Annotated in this window: 13 protein-coding genes; 3 read left to right on the forward strand and 10 right to left on the reverse strand. The window is 70.9% G+C overall.

Annotated elements, in window-relative coordinates:
* Window positions 1-13: 13 nt before the first annotated feature.
* Window positions 14-928 carry a MerR family transcriptional regulator gene (locus ACZ5VD_RS26570; protein WP_468683528.1) on the reverse strand — a complete coding sequence of 305 codons (915 nt, stop codon included), beginning with the start codon at window positions 926-928 and terminating at the stop codon, window positions 14-16.
* A gap of 49 nt (window positions 929-977) precedes the next feature.
* Here ACZ5VD_RS26570 and ACZ5VD_RS26575 point away from each other — a divergent pair, with 49 nt between their 5' ends.
* The gene (locus ACZ5VD_RS26575) at window positions 978-1610 is read left to right on the forward strand and encodes a GNAT family N-acetyltransferase (RefSeq protein WP_468548777.1); all 633 of its coding nucleotides are present in this window, start codon (window positions 978-980) and stop codon (window positions 1608-1610) included.
* 3 nt (window positions 1611-1613) lie between these two features.
* Here the strand turns inward: ACZ5VD_RS26575 and ACZ5VD_RS26580 are convergent, their stop codons facing one another.
* The 7 genes from ACZ5VD_RS26580 to ACZ5VD_RS26610 form a co-directional block, all read right to left on the reverse strand.
* On the reverse strand, window positions 1614-2225 hold the full coding sequence (locus ACZ5VD_RS26580) for an ADP-ribosyltransferase (protein ID WP_468683529.1): 612 nt from the start codon (window positions 2223-2225) through the stop codon (window positions 1614-1616).
* Between the two features lie 87 nt (window positions 2226-2312).
* Window positions 2313-3491: a YncE family protein gene (locus ACZ5VD_RS26585; RefSeq protein WP_468683531.1), complete on the reverse strand. Its 1179-nt coding sequence runs from the start codon at window positions 3489-3491 to the stop codon at window positions 2313-2315.
* On the reverse strand, window positions 3491-4276 hold the full coding sequence (locus ACZ5VD_RS26590; RefSeq protein ID WP_468683533.1) for a polysaccharide deacetylase family protein: 786 nt from the start codon (window positions 4274-4276) through the stop codon (window positions 3491-3493). The genes ACZ5VD_RS26585 and ACZ5VD_RS26590 overlap by 1 nt, the downstream gene beginning before the upstream one ends.
* Window positions 4277-4391: 115 nt before the next feature.
* A complete protein-coding gene (locus ACZ5VD_RS26595) occupies window positions 4392-4895 on the reverse strand; it encodes an ATP-binding protein (RefSeq protein ID WP_468548737.1) in 504 nt (167 codons plus the stop codon).
* Between the two features lie 262 nt (window positions 4896-5157).
* Complete coding sequence (locus ACZ5VD_RS26600) at window positions 5158-5925, reverse strand: enoyl-CoA hydratase/isomerase family protein (protein WP_468548738.1); 768 nt, start codon at window positions 5923-5925, stop codon at window positions 5158-5160.
* Window positions 5926-6258: 333 nt separating this feature from the next.
* Window positions 6259-7506 (reverse strand): L,D-transpeptidase, encoded by a 1248-nt coding sequence (locus ACZ5VD_RS26605; RefSeq protein ID WP_468548739.1) that lies wholly within the window; start codon window positions 7504-7506, stop codon window positions 6259-6261.
* Between the two features lie 161 nt (window positions 7507-7667).
* On the reverse strand, window positions 7668-8897 hold the full coding sequence (locus ACZ5VD_RS26610) for a L,D-transpeptidase (RefSeq protein WP_468683536.1): 1230 nt from the start codon (window positions 8895-8897) through the stop codon (window positions 7668-7670).
* A 150-nt stretch (window positions 8898-9047) separates the two neighbouring features.
* On the opposite strand from ACZ5VD_RS26610, the gene glgX reads away from it, so the two are divergent.
* Window positions 9048-11285 carry a glycogen debranching protein GlgX gene (glgX, locus tag ACZ5VD_RS26615; protein WP_468548741.1) on the forward strand — a complete coding sequence of 746 codons (2238 nt, stop codon included), beginning with the start codon at window positions 9048-9050 and terminating at the stop codon, window positions 11283-11285.
* 145 nt (window positions 11286-11430) lie between these two features.
* Window positions 11431-12831, forward strand: a complete 1401-nt coding sequence (locus ACZ5VD_RS26620; protein ID WP_468548742.1) for a sulfatase family protein — start codon at window positions 11431-11433, stop codon at window positions 12829-12831.
* Window positions 12832-12833: 2 nt separating this feature from the next.
* On the opposite strand, the gene ACZ5VD_RS26625 is transcribed toward ACZ5VD_RS26620, so the two are convergent.
* Together ACZ5VD_RS26625 and ACZ5VD_RS26630 are read right to left on the reverse strand one after the other, a co-directional pair.
* Window positions 12834-13478: a response regulator gene (locus ACZ5VD_RS26625; RefSeq protein WP_468683537.1), complete on the reverse strand. Its 645-nt coding sequence runs from the start codon at window positions 13476-13478 to the stop codon at window positions 12834-12836.
* Entirely contained in the window at window positions 13468-14733 is a 1266-nt protein-coding gene (locus ACZ5VD_RS26630) for a sensor histidine kinase (RefSeq protein ID WP_468683539.1), read from the reverse strand. Before ACZ5VD_RS26630 ends, ACZ5VD_RS26625 begins: the two co-directional genes overlap by 11 nt.
* Between the last annotated feature and the right edge of the window lie 4 nt (window positions 14734-14737).

Genomic DNA, 14737 nt, shown 5'->3' on the forward strand with positions numbered 1-14737 from the left:
GATCGAGGTCAGACTAACTTCCCGCGCGAGCCTCCAGCGCGGCGACCACCCAGGCGAACTCCTCCCGGTGCGCCGCCGTCGCCCCGTGACCGTTCACGATCCCCAGCAACTCCCGGTAGCGGGCCACCTTGTCGTCGGTGGTGGACCGCAGACGTGCGAGGACGTCCGCCAGGTCGGCGTTCCCCAGCAGGTCCCGCAGCACCCGCCCGGCCTCCGGGGACCCGGGGTCGACGTCCCGCGCCCGCGCCTCGGCTCCCAGCTGCACCAGTCGCCGGGCGAACCACAGGGACGCCCCGTCGGGGCTCTCGTGTCCGCGGTCGGCGGCGTTGAACTCGGCGGCCTGGCGCATCTGCGCCCGGAACCGCGGGTCCTGAAGGAGTTCGGCCAACTCCACCCACGCGTCCACCTGTTCGGGCGTCGGCTCGTCCGGGAGGTCCACGGTCGTGTCCCGCATCCGCTCGCGGATCACCGGGTCCGCGGTGTCCAGGCCACGGAACGTCTCCTCGACGAACTCCTCCAGGATGCGGCTCCGTTCGGCCGCCGACAGTCGTGCCAGCTTGTTGATCAACGTCGTCTCCTCTGCGGTCGTACCGCGTCGCGCCACGGTCGACAGCACCGCACGGGCCACCTTCAACGAGCGGATCTGGGTGTCCAGCGCCGCCACGTGCGCCGCCGCGACCCGGGCGACCGTGATCTCGCCGGCCAGGACCCGGCGTACGTCGTCCAGGCCGAGGCCCAGCTCACGCAGGGTGCGGATCAGCTCCAGCCGGGCGACGGATCCGGCGTCGTACAGCCGGTATCCGCCCGCCGACCTGGCCTGCGGGGGCAGGGCGCCCTCGTCGGACCAGTAGCGGATGGTGCGCACGGTCAGCCCGGTCGCTCGGGCCAGCTCCCCGATGGTGAGAAGTCCGGTGCCGTCATCGATCATGTCTGGGAGTCTGGGCCTTCCAGTGGGTGGAGACTCAAGGAGCGCGGTGGTGGAGACTCTCCGGGACATTCTCGACGCGGCGGCGGTGGGTGTCCTCCCGCCGCCGGACGGCCGCACGACCGTCGTGCCGCAGGCGTCCGACCGGGACGCGGGGGTGCTCGCCTTCACCGCCCACGCGGTCGTCTTCGTCGACGAGGATCCGCGGTGGGTGTACGACATGCTGGCCGCCGCGCCGTGCGACGCCCTCGCCGCGCCGATGAACGCACGCTTCCTGACGGCCCTGTTGGAGCGGACCGGGCGTACCACCGAGACCATCGACGCGATGCTGGTCGGCTCTCCCCTGCCGGGCGAACCGCCGCTCGCGCTGCAGGAGATCACGGACGGCACCCATCCACGGATCCAGTACGCGCGCCGGCGGCGCGACGACGTGCGCGCGTGGACGACGGAGGGCGGCGTGCTGGTCATGGGGCGCGGGATCGCGGGGCGGCTGGAGGTCTCCGTCGAGGTGACGGAAGGCGTACGGCACCGGGGGCTGGGCCGCGCCCTGGTGACGGCGGCCCGGCAGCTCGCCGCGGAGCCGCTGTGGGCGCAGGTCGCACCCGGGAACGCCCGCAGCATGCGGGCGTTCCTGGCGGCCGGTTACCGTCCCGTGGGTGCGGAGGCGCTGCTCATCGCCGGATAGACGTCAGTGCCACGGCTCGTAGTACGGGTTGCTCTCGCAGTCGCTCATGATCTCGACCTTGGTCTTCTTGTCGACCGGGCACACTCCGATGACGTACTGGCGCGCGATGCCGCCGGGGAAGGCCACCTCGACCTGGTCGGCCCACTTGTGGGTGTCACCGATGGTCCTGTTGACGTCCACGCCGCCGGGGGCGTCGATGTAGTAGTTGTAGCCGGACTTCCACCACGTCTTGTACAGGTCGTGGTCGTAGGTCGTGGAGACGTACGGGGAGGGCTGGTTGACCAGGACGTACTTCTCGATGTCGTACTGGCCCTCGATGACGTCCCTGGGGTGGAAGCCCTGCTCGAAGACGATGTCCGGGCCGCGGCCGTCACTGCGGTAGAGCGTGCCGCAGGTCGTGCGCCAGACCGGGTCGGGGGTGATGCGGTCGACGTCGACACGGCGGTCGACGGCGGCCCGCACCGGGTCCTCGAACCGGGGGCAGGCCGGCGCGGCGGCCTTCGTGAGGGTCGCGGCGGGGGGCGCGGCGGGGGTGGTGGCGGCCGTCGTCGCGAGGACGGCGGCGAGGGACAGGACGACGGCGGCGGTATGCCGCCGCACGGCAGTGGTGATCATGGGGAGCACCCTTCCGGTCCGGCGGCGGCGCGTTGTGGATCATCACTCGTACGGCGGCGTGTCAACTGGCCCGGCGGCCAAGGGTGATCAGCGGAAGATGCCCGTGTGCCCCAGCGAGTACCGCCCCGGCTGCGGGTACACGGCGAGGCCGTGCGGGCCGCTGCCGACAGGGACGCGGGCGAGCTGGGTGCCGGTACGGGTGTCGATGGCGTACACCTCGGAGTCGTAACGCCCGGACAGCCACAGGACCTTGCCGTCCGCCGAGACGCCGCCCATGTCGGGGCTGGCGCCGGCGGACAGGTGCCATTTCTTCGTGAGCTTGTTCTGGGTGAAGTCGAAGACGGAGACGGTGCCCTCGCCGCGGTTGGAGACGTACATCTCGCGGGAGTCGCGGCCGACGTAGAGGCCGTGGGTGCCCTTGCCGGTGGGCAGCAGCTTGGGCTCGGTGAACTTGTCGCCGTCCAGGACCCACATGCCGTCGGCCATCATGTCGGCGACGTAGAACCGTTTGCCGTCCGGGGAGATCTTCACGTCCTGCGGCATCGCCCCGTCGAAGGGAAGCTTCTGCTGCGCGACGACCTTCATCTTCTCGGTGTCGACCTTGAGGAGTTCGCCGCTGAACTCGCAGGAGACGATGAAGTACCTGCCGTCCAGGGAGAAGTCGGCGTGATTGACGCCGTAGCAGGTGACCGGCTCGGTCTTGATCCGCTTCATGGTGTGCGGGTCGCGGAAGACGAGTTCGCGGTCGAGGGAGGCCATCACGACGGCGTACTTGCCGTTGGGGGTGAAGTAGAGGTTGTACGGGTCGTGGACCTTGACCGGCTTGCCCGCCTTCCCGGTCTTCGGGTCGATCGGGGTGAGCGTGTGGCCGCGGTTGTTGTTGACCCAGAGGGTCTTCATGTCCCAGGAGGGCACGACGTGTTGGGGCTGCCGACCGACGTGGATCGTCTCGACGATCTCGTACGTCTTCGGGTCGATGACGGAGACCGTGTCGGACTCGGTGTTGGGGACGTAGACCCGGGACGGGAAGTCCTTGACGACCGGGGAGAGCCTGTTGGGGCGGTCGGCCGCGTACACGTCCTGCGGGTCGAGGACGGGCGGCATGCCGGGCAGTCCCCGCACCGGCTTCTTCTTCGCCGGCGCGGGGACGGCGGCCTCGGTGACCCGGGTCTCCGAGGCGCGGTCCTGGCCCCCGGTGCCGCAAGCGGCGAGCGCGGTGAGGGCGGCGCCGACGACGAGGGTGTTCCTGGTGAGGTTGCGGTACATCAGCTCAGCAGCTCCGTGGTGGTGACCGCGCGCAGTTGGCGGCGGTCGAGTTCTGCCAGTACGGCGGGGAGTGCGGCGACCGTGTCCGCGTACCCGAAGTGCAGGCTCACCACGGATCCGTTGCGGATCTCGCCGAGGACCTTGCGGGTGACTGCGGATGCGCCGGGCGAGGTGAAGTCGAGGGAGTCGACGTCGTAGGAGAGGACGTGGGGGTAGCCCGCGCTGTGCGCCAGGCGTTCGACGAGCGGGGTGGCGCGGACGGCGCGGGAGGGGCGGAACCAGGTGCCGATGGAGCCGGTGAGGCTCTTCAGGCGCCGGGCGCAGCCGGTGATCTCCGCACGGGCGTCGGTCTCGGACATCGTGTTGATGTCGAGGTGGTGGAGGGTGTGGTTGCCGAGGTCGTGGCCGCCGTCGAGGATGCGGCGGGCCAGCGTGGGGTGTGCGTCGAGCCAGGTGCCGACGGCGAGGACGGTGACCCGGGCACCGGCGCGTTCGGCCTCGTCGAGCAGTGCCACGGCGGTGGCGGGGTCGCCGCCGCCGTGGAAGGTGAGGGCGACGCGGGGGCGGCTGCGGGGGCCGTGGGAGAGCTGGAGGGGCTGGGCGGGGAAGCGACGCGGGGCGGGGGCGGGTGGGACGGTGGCGGGTGGGACGGAGGCGCCGGTCGCGGGGGCCGGGTGGGCGACGGCTCCGTGGGGCGCGCAGCCGGCGGTGAAGGCACCTGCGGCGACCAGGGCGGCGCCCGCGCGAAGCGCCGTACGGCGATCGGTCGTGGTCACCCGCACCATTTAAGGGGGACGAGGGGCGAAAACGGGCGATTGGCCCGTTCGGTGGCCATTTCGCGGTCACTCCGGGCCCGGTCGCACACCCTGCGGTCCTGCCGTGGCGTCGGGGGCGCGACCGTCAGCGGTCCGCGACCCTCATCTCGAACCAGGTCGTCTTGCCACGCGGCAGCAGGTCCACGCCCCAGCGGTCGGACAGCTTGTCCACGAGGAACAGACCCCGCCCGCTGAGGTCCGTCTCCTGGACCGGCATCAGACACGGCAGCCCCCGGGAGGGGTCGCGGACCTCGACGCGGATCCAGCCGCGGCGGCGGCGCATACGGAGGCCGAAGACGCGGGCGCCGGTGTGCCGGACGGCGTTGCCGACGAGTTCGGAGACCAGCAGGACCACGTCTTCCGTCATCTTGGGGCTCAGCCCCCACTGCCGGAGGACGACGACCTGGGCCAGCCGGCGGGCGGTGGCCGCGGACTCGGGGCGGGACGGCAGCGGAACCTCCGCGTCCGTGGGGTTGCCGAACAGTTCGAGTGCCTTGAGTGCGTGTTCGTCCTCGACCGCCGGAGACCAGCGCGCCGCGGTCGCACGGCTCTCTCCCCGCGGCTGTTCGATACCCTCCAGCCCCGCCATGCCCCCATCATGGCCGCCCCCGATGCCCTCCGGGGCCGTCTCCGACGAATCCGGTCCCCGGAATCCGTCATTCCGATCGGACCGTCCGGCATATGTCAAGGGCATTTCAGTGCCCGGAACGACCCGGCCGACCTGCGAGGAAGGCTCGGTGGGCGGCAATCGACAGGCTCCCTCGGCAAGGCAGGCTTAAGACTGCCTTAAGGCTCCCATAAACCGCCCCATCGAGGGACCCGGATCAGACACCGTGTCAATTGCAAGCGGTTCAGCGGAACTTCGCCTTACCGGGACCTTCCTCCACGAAGCTCTGCATCCCGCGCTCGCGGTCCTCCGTGGCGAACAGGCCCGCGAACCAGTTCCGTTCGACGGCGAGGCCGGTCTCGATGTCCGTCTCCAGACCCGTGTCGATCGACTCCTTGGCGGCCCGCAGCGCGATCGCCGGGCCCTGCGCCAGCTTCGCCGCCCACGCGTGTGCCTGCGGGTAGACCTCGTCGGCCGGGACGACCCGGTCCACCAGACCCAGGGTCAGCGCCTCGTCGGCCTTCACCATCCGGCCGGTGAAGATCAGGTCCTTCGCCTTGGAGGGGCCGATCAGCCGGGACAGCCGCTGGGTGCCGCCCGCGCCCGGGATCACGCCGAGCAGGATCTCCGGCTGGCCCAGCTTGGCGTTCTCGGCGGCGATCCGGAAGTCCGCGCAGAGCGCCAGTTCACAACCGCCGCCCAGCGCATAGCCCGTGACGGCCGCGACGACCGGCTTGGGGATACGGGCCACCGCCGTGAACGAGTCCTGGAGGGCACGGGCGCGCACGATCATCGCCGCGTGGTCCATGGCCTGCATCTCCTTGATGTCCGCGCCGGCCGCGAACACCTTCTCCCCGCCGTAGATCACCACGGCCCGCACGTCGTCCCGGCGGGCCGCCTCCTCGGCGAGCTCCTTGAGCCGGTCCTGCGTGGCGATGTCCAGCGCGTTCATCGGCGGGCGGTCGAGACGGATCGTGCCGACGCCTTCGGCGACTTCGAGATTCACGGTCATGCGGGCCAGGTTAACGCCGACTAACGACAACCGGGCCGGTGCGGTCCATCACGCCCGTCCGGGGGCCCGGGGCCCGTCCCCGAGCAGACACCGCACGCCGACCAACGACAACCGGGCCGGTGCGGTCGATCACGCCCGGCCGGGGATCCGGGGGTTACCCCCGGACAGACACCGCACGCCCACCAACGACAACGGCCCGACCCGGTCCATCACACCCGGCCAGGGATCCGAGGGGGCGCCCCCGAGCAGACACAGCACTGGGGCTGACGCCAACGGCCCCGGTGCGTTATCTCGCACCGGGGCCGAACGCCTACAGGCGGACCTTCAGAAGACCTACGCCTTCCACTTCTCCCACGACATGTTCCAGCCGTTCAGCCCGTTGTCGGGCGCGACCGTCGCGTCGTCGGAGTTCTTCACGACCACCACGTCACCGATGATCGAGTGGTCGAAGAACCAGGCGGCCGGCAGGTTGCGGTCGTATCCGCCGCGCGCGTCCTTGAGACCCACACAGCCATGACTGGCGTTGTAGTTGCCGAAGGCGCCACTGGCCCAGTAGTTGCCGTGGATGAACGTGCCGGAGGTGGTCAGCCGCATCGCGTCCGGGACGTCCTTGATGTCGTACTCACCGCCGTAGCCGACCGTTTCGCCGTTCATGCGGGTCACCCGCAGCCGCTCGCTGATGACCATCTCGCCGTTCCAGGTCTCGTAGCCCGGCTTGCCGGTGGTGATGGGGAGGGTCTTGACGGTCTTGCCGTCCTGCATGACCTTCATCGTGTGCTTCTTGGCGTCCACGACGGAGACCTGGTTGCGGCCGACGGTGAAGGAGACGGTCTTGGCCTGCTCGCCGTAGACGCCGTCGCGGCCCTCGACGCCGTCGAGGTTGAGCTCGACGGTGACCTTGGTGCCTTCCTTCCAGTACTCCTCGGGACGGAAGTCCAGGCGGTCGTTGCCGAACCAGTGGCCCTCGACGTCGACGGCCGGCTCGGTCTTGATCTTGATGGCGTTCTCGACGTCGGCCGGGCTGGTGATGCCCCGGGTGAAACGGATGGAGAACGGCATTCCGACGCCGACCTTGGAGCCGTCCTCCGGCGTGAAGGTGCCGACGAACGTGTTCTTGGGCGTCAGCGTGGTGAAGCTGGAGTCCTCGGCCGCCTCACGGCCCTCGGAGTCCTTCGCGACCGCGTGCACGGTGTACTTCGTGGCGGCGGCGAGGTGCGTGGACGGCGTCCAGGTGGCACCCCCGCCGGTGATCTTCCCCGCGATCTCGTCGCCCTTGGCGTTCTTGACCTCGACCTCGGTCAACTTCCCCTTGGCGGCACTGATCTTGAGGTCTCCGCTGGTGTCGACGGACTTGGTGCCGTCCTTCGGGGCGATGGAGACGACGGCCTGCGACTGCTTGGTCTCCGCCTGGGAGCTCTCGCCCGTGCCCTTCCCGTCCCCCGAACCGGCCCCGGCCCCGGAGCCTCCCCCGCCGCATGCGGTGACGGTCAGCAACAGGGCGCCGGCTATGAGCGCCGGCAGCCTCCCGCCCTGCCGTGACCGCACGTCAACCGACGCCCCCGATATCGGTCGCACGTTCAACTGTTCTCCCCTCGCCGGGCCTGGTCAGACCCGCTCCCCTGTGCGCGTCGCGCACGCATCGGCGCATATTAACCGCATGGTTTTGAGCATCTTGTGAGGCCGAGGTCACCGTTCCGTACCGACTTCAACAGAAAATCGTCTCCACCCACCCCTGTGTCCGGCTACTTCACCGAACTGCCCGCTTTCCACGCCTTCCATCCCATATTCCAGCCTCCGAGCCCGTTGTCGGGGGCGACCTGCTTGTCGTTGCTGTGGACGACCTCGACGACATCGCCGACGAGGCTGCGGTCGAAGAACCAGCCCGCCGGCGTGTCCGAACCGCCGCCCTTCACATCGCGCAGACCCACGCAGCCGTGGCTGACGTTGACCCGCCCGGGGGCGTTCGGCGCCCAGTAGTTGCCGTGCAGGAAGGTGCCGGAGTCGGTGAGGCGCATGGCGTGCGGGACGTCCGGGATGTCGTACTCGCCGCCGAAGCCGACCGTGCGGCTGTTCATGCGGGTCACGTCGAGCATCTCCGTGACGACCATCCTGCCGTTGTACGTCGTGGTCTTCGGGGCGCCCGCCGTGATCGGCACGGTGGCGAGCAGTTCGCCGTCCCGCCGCACCTCCATGGTGTGCTTCGCCGCGTCGACCAGGGAGACCTGGCTGCGGCCGACCGTGAAGGAGAACGTCTTGTACTGGAGGCCGTAGACGCCGGACGCGCCTTCCACGTCACGCAGTCTGAGCGAGACGGTGACCTCGGTGCCGGGCTTCCAGTAGTGCTCGGGGCGGAAGTCGAGGCGGCCGTCGCCGAACCAGTGCGGGCGGATCTCGACAGGCGGTTTCGCGGTGACGTGGATCGCCCGTTCGACGGCCGCGCGGTGCTCGATCTCCCGGTTGAACTCCAGGGAGACGATCATTCCGGTGCCGACGGTGGAGCGGTTCTCCGGGCTGACGTATCCGATGAAGCGCTCTTCGGGGACGTACGTGGTGAACGTGGTGTGCCGGGCCGAACGGCGGCCGTGGCCGTCCAGGGCGACCGCGTCGATCATATACCTGGCGGCCAGGGCGAGCTTTCGGTCGTCGGGTTCCCAGCTCAGGCCGTCCTCGGAGAGGTGGCCCGGCACCGGGGACTCCTGGGCGTCCTGGGAGCGGACGACCCGGACCGACTCCAGGCGTCCGTCGGGCACCCGGACCCTGAGCTCCTCCTCGGGTCGCACCTCCTTGGTGCCGTCGTCCGGGGAGATCCGGATGACGTCCTCGGGCGCCGGGGGTTTGCCGAGCCCTCCGACATCGATGCCGCCCGTGCCGTCGCCGGTACAGCCGGTGGCCCCGGCCAGCAGTCCTGCCCATGTCAGTACGGCGGCCAGTGCGACCCCCGCGCGCCTCGCGCGCCCTGTTACGTGCCTCACGGGGTGCCCAACGACCGGGCCCGCTCCGGGGAAACGTGAGTGCGACCCAAGCTCTGGGCAGAACAGTGGGGAGAACGACGCGAGGGGTGCAGTGGTCGGGACGCCGCACGCCCTTACCGGGTCGTTCCACGAGCCGTGGGAGGCTGACAGGTGTCCAGCGCAGCCGAGCAGGAGGCGGTGGCCAAGGACGGGCGTCCGGCCGCCGTCGTGAACGGCGCGCGCCGCACCGCGCCACCACCGGCCGTGCCCGTGCGGCCGGGGGCGCCGACGCCGCTGGGCGCCAGGTTCCGGGTCGGCCCGGACGGCGTGGCGGGCACCAACTTCGCCCTGTGGGCGGGCGGGGCCGAGGCCGTCGAGCTGTGTCTGTTCGACGAGGCGGGCAGGGAGACCCGGGCCCGGCTGACCGAGCTGACCCACGAGATCTGGCACGGATTCGTGCCCGGCGTGATGCCCGGCCAGCGCTACGGCTACCGGGTGCGGGGCCGCTGGGACCCGTGGACCGGCGCCCGCTGGAACCCCGCGAAGCTCCTCCTCGACCCGTACGCGCGCGCGGTGGACGGCGACTTCAGCCTGCCGCCGGAGGTGTACGGGCACGTCCGCGACTGGCCCCAGCAGCAGGTCGCGGACACCGTGCGCGACGACCGGGACTCGGCGCCGTACGTCCCGAAGGGGGTCGTCGTCCACGATGACGACGACTGGGCCGACGACCGCCGGCCGAAGACGCCGTGGGCGGACTCGGTGATCTACGAGGTGCACGTCAAGGGCTTCACGCGGCGGCACCCGGGCATCCCGGAGGAGCTGCGGGGCACGTATGCCGGGCTCGCGCACCCGGCGGCGATCGAGCACCTGGTGAAGCTGGGCGTGACGGCCGTCGAGCTGCTCCCGGTCCACCAGTTCGCGCACGAGGACCATCTGCTGCGCAAGGGGCTGAAGAACTACTGGGGCTACAACTCGATCGGCTACTTCGCGCCGCACGCGGGCTACGCCGCCTCCGGGACGACGGGAGGGCAGGTCGGCGAGTTCAAGCGCATGGTGCACGCGCTGCACGAGGCCGGCATCGAGGTCATCCTCGACGTGGTCTACAACCACACGGCGGAGGCGGGTGAACTGGGCCCGACGCTCTCCCTGAAGGGCATCGACAACCGCGGCTACTACCGGCTGCAGTCGGACGCCCGCCGGTACGCCGACTACACGGGCTGCGGAAACACCCTGCACGTGGTCCAGCCGCACGTCCTGCGCCTGATCACCGACTCGCTGCGCTACTGGGTGACCGAGATGGGCGTGGACGGCTTCCGCTTCGACCTGGCCGCCGCGCTGGCCCGCTCCATGCACGACGTCGACATGCTGTCGCCGTTCCTCGCCGTGATCGCGCAGGACCCGGTGCTGCGCCGGGTGAAGCTGATCGCCGAGCCGTGGGACGTCGGCTCCGGGGGCTACCAGGTCGGGGCCTTCCCACCGCTGTGGACGGAGTGGAACGACCGCTACCGCAACGCCGTACGGGACTTCTGGCGGGGCGCGCTGCCCGACGTCCGCGACCTGGGCTACCGGCTGTCGGGGTCGAGCGACCTGTACGCCTGGGGCGGGCGCCGACCCTACGCCTCGGTCAACTTCATCACCGCGCACGACGGTTTCACCCTGCGGGACCTCGTCTCCTACGAGCACAAGCACAACGAGGCGAACGGCGAGGGCAACCGGGACGGCACCGACGACAACCGCGCCTGGAACTGCGGTGCGGAGGGGGAGACCGACGACGAGCGGGTGCGGGCGCTACGGCGACGGCAGCTGCGGAACCTCCTCACCACCCTGCTGCTGTCGACGGGCGTGCCGATGCTGGTCGCCGGGGACGAACTGGGGCGCACCCAGCACGGCAACAACAACGCGTACTGCCAGGACAACGAGATCAGCTGGGTCGACTGGGACCTGCTGGAGGATCCCGGCTGGAAGGCCCTGTCCGACCTCACCGCCCGCCTGATAGAGCTGCGCCACCGGCATCCCGTGCTGCGCCGCCGGGCCTTCTTCTCCGGCCGGGCGCACTCCGCGGACGGCATCAGGGACCTGGCCTGGTTCACCGCGCGGGGCACCGAGATGACGGAACGGGACTGGTACGCGCCCGCCGCCACCCTCGGCATGTACCTCTCCGGCCGGGACATCCCCGGCCGCGACGAGCACGGGGACCCGATCCTCGACGACAGCTTCCTCGCCGTCCTGCACGCCGGGGACCGGCCGGTGAGCTTCGTGCTGCCGGGGCCGCCGTGGGCCGAGCGGTACGAGGTGGTCGTCGACACGGCACGGGAGGAACAGGGGGCGGCACCGGGTGTGCCGCACCGGGCGGGGGCGGCGATCACGGTTCCGGCCCGGGCGGTGCTGTTGCTGAAAGTGGTGGGCTGAACGCGGTGGGGTGAGGGTGGTCGGTCGCAGGTGACCGACCGAAGGTGGTCGGTCGCAGGTGGTCGGCTGAGGCAACGTTTCAGGCCCGTGAACTCCACGGCGGATTCCTGGCCAGGCGGCGGGGTCCGCTGATCAACTGAAACGCATGCCTGAGATATCCCGTCGCACCTTCGGTGGTCTCGTCGGCGGCGGTGCCGTGACCGCCGTCGCCGGTACGGCCACCGCCGCCGAGGCCGTACCCGCCGAACGCCCCTTCAAGGCGCGCCCCGCCGCCGGCAAACGCCCCAACCTCCTGGTCATCCTGGGCGACGACCTCGGCTGGGCCGACCTCTCCTCCTACGGGGCCCCGCACATCAGGACGCCGCACCTGGACCGGCTGGCCCGGCAGGGGGTGCGGTTCACCGACGCCTACTCGGGGTCGGCCACCTGCTCGCCGACCCGGTTCAGCCTGTACACCGGGCGCTATCCGGGCCGTACACCCGGCGGGCTGGCCGAGCCCATCGCGAACCGGACACAGGGGCTGGACCCGAACCACCCCACCCTGGCCTCGCTGCTGAGGAAGGCGGGCTACGCCACCGCGCTCATCGGCAAGTGGCACTGCGGCTGGCTGCCGGACTACAGCCCGACCAAGTCCGGCTGGGACGAGTTCTTCGGCAACCACGGGGGCGTACTGGAGTACTTCTCCAAGCTGGGCCAGCTCGGCGACTACGACCTCTACGAGGGCGACGCGACCTACAAGGACCTGCGGTACTACACCGAGGTCCTCACCGAGCGGGCCGTCGAGTACGTCGGCCGGAAGCACGACACACCCTGGCTGCTGAACCTCAACTTCACCACCCCGCACTGGCCCTGGCTCGCGGAGGGCGACGAGGAGACCGGCGCCGAGATCGAGGCGCGGATCCGGGCCGCGAAGACCCAGGCCGAGGTCAGCAAGGCGCTCAACCACTACGACGGCGGCTCCGTCGAGAAGTACACGCAGATGGTGGAGAGCCTGGACGCGGCCGTCGGCGAGGTACTCGCGGCCCTGCGCCGGTCCGGCCAGGAGGAGAACACGCTGGTGCTGTTCGCCAGCGACAACGGCGGCGAACGCTGGTCCTACCAGTGGCCGCTGAGCGGCGAGAAGTTCGTCCTCCAGGAGGGCGGCATCCGGGTCCCCACCATCGTGCGCTGGCCCGCCCGGATCGACGGCCATCAGGTCAGCCACGAGCCGAACTTCTCCCCCGACTGGACGGCGACCCTGCTGGAGGTGGGCGGCGCCCGGCCCGACCCGGCCTATCCGCTGGACGGCACGAGCCTGGCCGGATACCTGCTCAAGGACGAGGAGCTGCCGGAGCGGGACCTGTTCTGGCGGGTGCGGGCCAACCGGGCGCTCCGGCGCGGCGACTGGAAGTACTACCAGGACGCCGCCAGGACCGACCACCTCTACAACCTGGCGGCCGACTCCCGCGAACAGGCCGATCTCGCCCCCGACAAGCCGGAGTTGCTCGCCGAGCTGAAGGCGGCCTGGGAGAAGGTCGCGGGCGGGCTGCTGCCGTATCCCGACTAGCCTCAGCCGAGGATCCCCCGCTGGTACGCCACCGCGACCGCCGCCGCGCGGTCACCTACGCCCAACTTGGCGTACAGGTGGGTGAGATGGGTCTTCACGGTCGCCTCGCTGATGAACAGTTCGCGGGCGATCTCACGGTTGGACGTGCCCTTGGCGACCAGGGCCAGCACTTCGCGCTCGCGGGCGGAGAGCGGCTCGTTGCCGGGAGCCCCGGGAGTTCTGACGGCCGAGACCAGTCGGGAGGCCACCGCCGGGGACAGCACCGTACGGCCCTGCGCCGCCGCCCGCACGGCCGTGAACAGCTCGTCGCGCGGGGCGTCCTTCAGCAGATAGCCCGTCGCGCCCGCCTCGATGGCGGGCAGGGTGTCGGAGTCGGTGTCGTACGTCGTCAGGACGAGGACCTTCGCGCGGGCGCTGGCCCGGGTCAGTTCACGGATGGCGTCCACCCCCGCCCCGCCCGGCATCCGCAGGTCCATCAGGATCACGTCGGGGTCGAGCGCGGCGGCCCTCTCGACCGCCTCGACCCCGTTCGACGCCTCGCCGAGGACCGTGAATCCCGGCGCGGACTCGAACATGCCGCGCAGACCGTCCCGTACGACGGGATGGTCGTCGACGATCAGCACGGAGATACCCGGGTCACCGGTCATGGCGGACCAACGGTACGCGAGCCGACAGGGCCGTGCCGTGACCCGGCTCCGACTCGACGGTGAGGAAGCCGGCGATGCGTTCGGCGCGGGCGCGCATGCCGTCGAGGCCGAAGCCGCCGGCGCGGGTGCGTTCCGGGAGGGCGAGGGGATCGAAGCCGCGGCCGTCGTCCCGGATGTCGAGGATCACCTCGTCGCCGAGGAAGGACAGGGTGACGCCGACACGGGTGGCCGCCGCGTGCCGGCCCGCGTTGGACAGGGCCTCCTGGACGATCCGCAGGAGGGTGGCCGCGACCTCCTCGTGGAGCTGTTCCACTCGTCCGGTGGCCGTGAACTCGGCACGCACACCGGTCCGTTCGCCCCAGTCGGCGACCGTCTTCTTCAGGGCTTCCGGCAGTCCGTCGTGCTCCAGGGCCACCGGGGCGAGGTTCTGCACGGAGCGGCGGGCCTCGCCGAGACTGTGGCGGGCCAGGTCCGAGGCGCGGCCGAGGTGGGTGCGGGCGATGTCCAGGTCGGGGGCGCTCGCGACGACCTGGAGCTGGGCGATGATGCCGGTCAGGCCCTGGGCGATGGTGTCGTGGATCTCGGCGGCCAGCCTCCGGCGTTCGTCGGCGACCCCGGCCTCCCTCGCCTGGACGAGGAGTTGGGCGTGCAGGGCGGCGTTCTCGTCGTGGGCCTGCTGCAACGCCGTGTTGGTGTGTTCCAGTTCGGCGATGGTGTCGGCGCGCTCGCGGGAGCGCCGCTCCTCCTGTTCGGTGAGGTGGGCGACCATCGCCTGGAGACCGAAGTTGGCGGCCAGGAGCGCGGCGAACGCGGCCCACTGGATGCCACTGGTGAACGGCACCCCGCCGGCCTGCGCACTGGCCACGGTGACCGCGCTGGCGAACAGCCCGAGCCGCCGCCACATGCCCGGGATCAGCTCGTCCGCGTCCATGTAGCCGGCGGCGGCGTAGAACGCGAAGAACGGGTTGATGCAGGTGAGGGCGAAGGCGAAGGCCCAGCGGGCGATGTAGTACGCCGTCCCGGCCCGGGACGGGGTCCGGCCGCGGTCGGTCCGCCGGGAGCGGGTGGCGTGCCACCAGAGCTGGAGCGCGAGGGCGGCGACGACCAGGGCCCCGGCGGCCTGCCACTCGACGGGGCCGTCCATCAGGTCGGCGGCGACGACCGCGAGGACGACGCCGACGCCGAGCAGCCCGTACGGCCCCCAGATGTGCAGTTGCTCCATGCGCCGGTCGAGCTGTGTGTCCGCCGCGGTCATGCCC

The organism is Streptomyces sp. NPDC032822, assembly GCF_055578825.1.

Excerpts from the sequence above, each read along its gene's own strand:
- ACZ5VD_RS26570 (WP_468683528.1), bottom strand. The coding sequence starts at position 928 with ATGATCGATGACGGCACCGGACTTCTCACCATCGGGGAGCTGGCCCGA.
- ACZ5VD_RS26580 (WP_468683529.1), bottom strand. The coding sequence starts at position 2,225 with ATGATCACCACTGCCGTGCGGCGGCATACCGCCGCCGTCGTCCTGTCC.
- ACZ5VD_RS26585 (WP_468683531.1), bottom strand. The coding sequence starts at position 3,491 with ATGTACCGCAACCTCACCAGGAACACCCTCGTCGTCGGCGCCGCCCTC.
- ACZ5VD_RS26590 (WP_468683533.1), bottom strand. The coding sequence starts at position 4,276 with ATGGTGCGGGTGACCACGACCGATCGCCGTACGGCGCTTCGCGCGGGC.
- ACZ5VD_RS26595 (WP_468548737.1), bottom strand. The coding sequence starts at position 4,895 with ATGGCGGGGCTGGAGGGTATCGAACAGCCGCGGGGAGAGAGCCGTGCG.
- ACZ5VD_RS26600 (WP_468548738.1), bottom strand. The coding sequence starts at position 5,925 with ATGACCGTGAATCTCGAAGTCGCCGAAGGCGTCGGCACGATCCGTCTC.
- ACZ5VD_RS26620 (WP_468548742.1), top strand. The coding sequence starts at position 11,431 with ATGCCTGAGATATCCCGTCGCACCTTCGGTGGTCTCGTCGGCGGCGGT.
- ACZ5VD_RS26625 (WP_468683537.1), bottom strand. The coding sequence starts at position 13,478 with ATGACCGGTGACCCGGGTATCTCCGTGCTGATCGTCGACGACCATCCC.
- ACZ5VD_RS26630 (WP_468683539.1), bottom strand. The coding sequence starts at position 14,733 with ATGACCGCGGCGGACACACAGCTCGACCGGCGCATGGAGCAACTGCAC.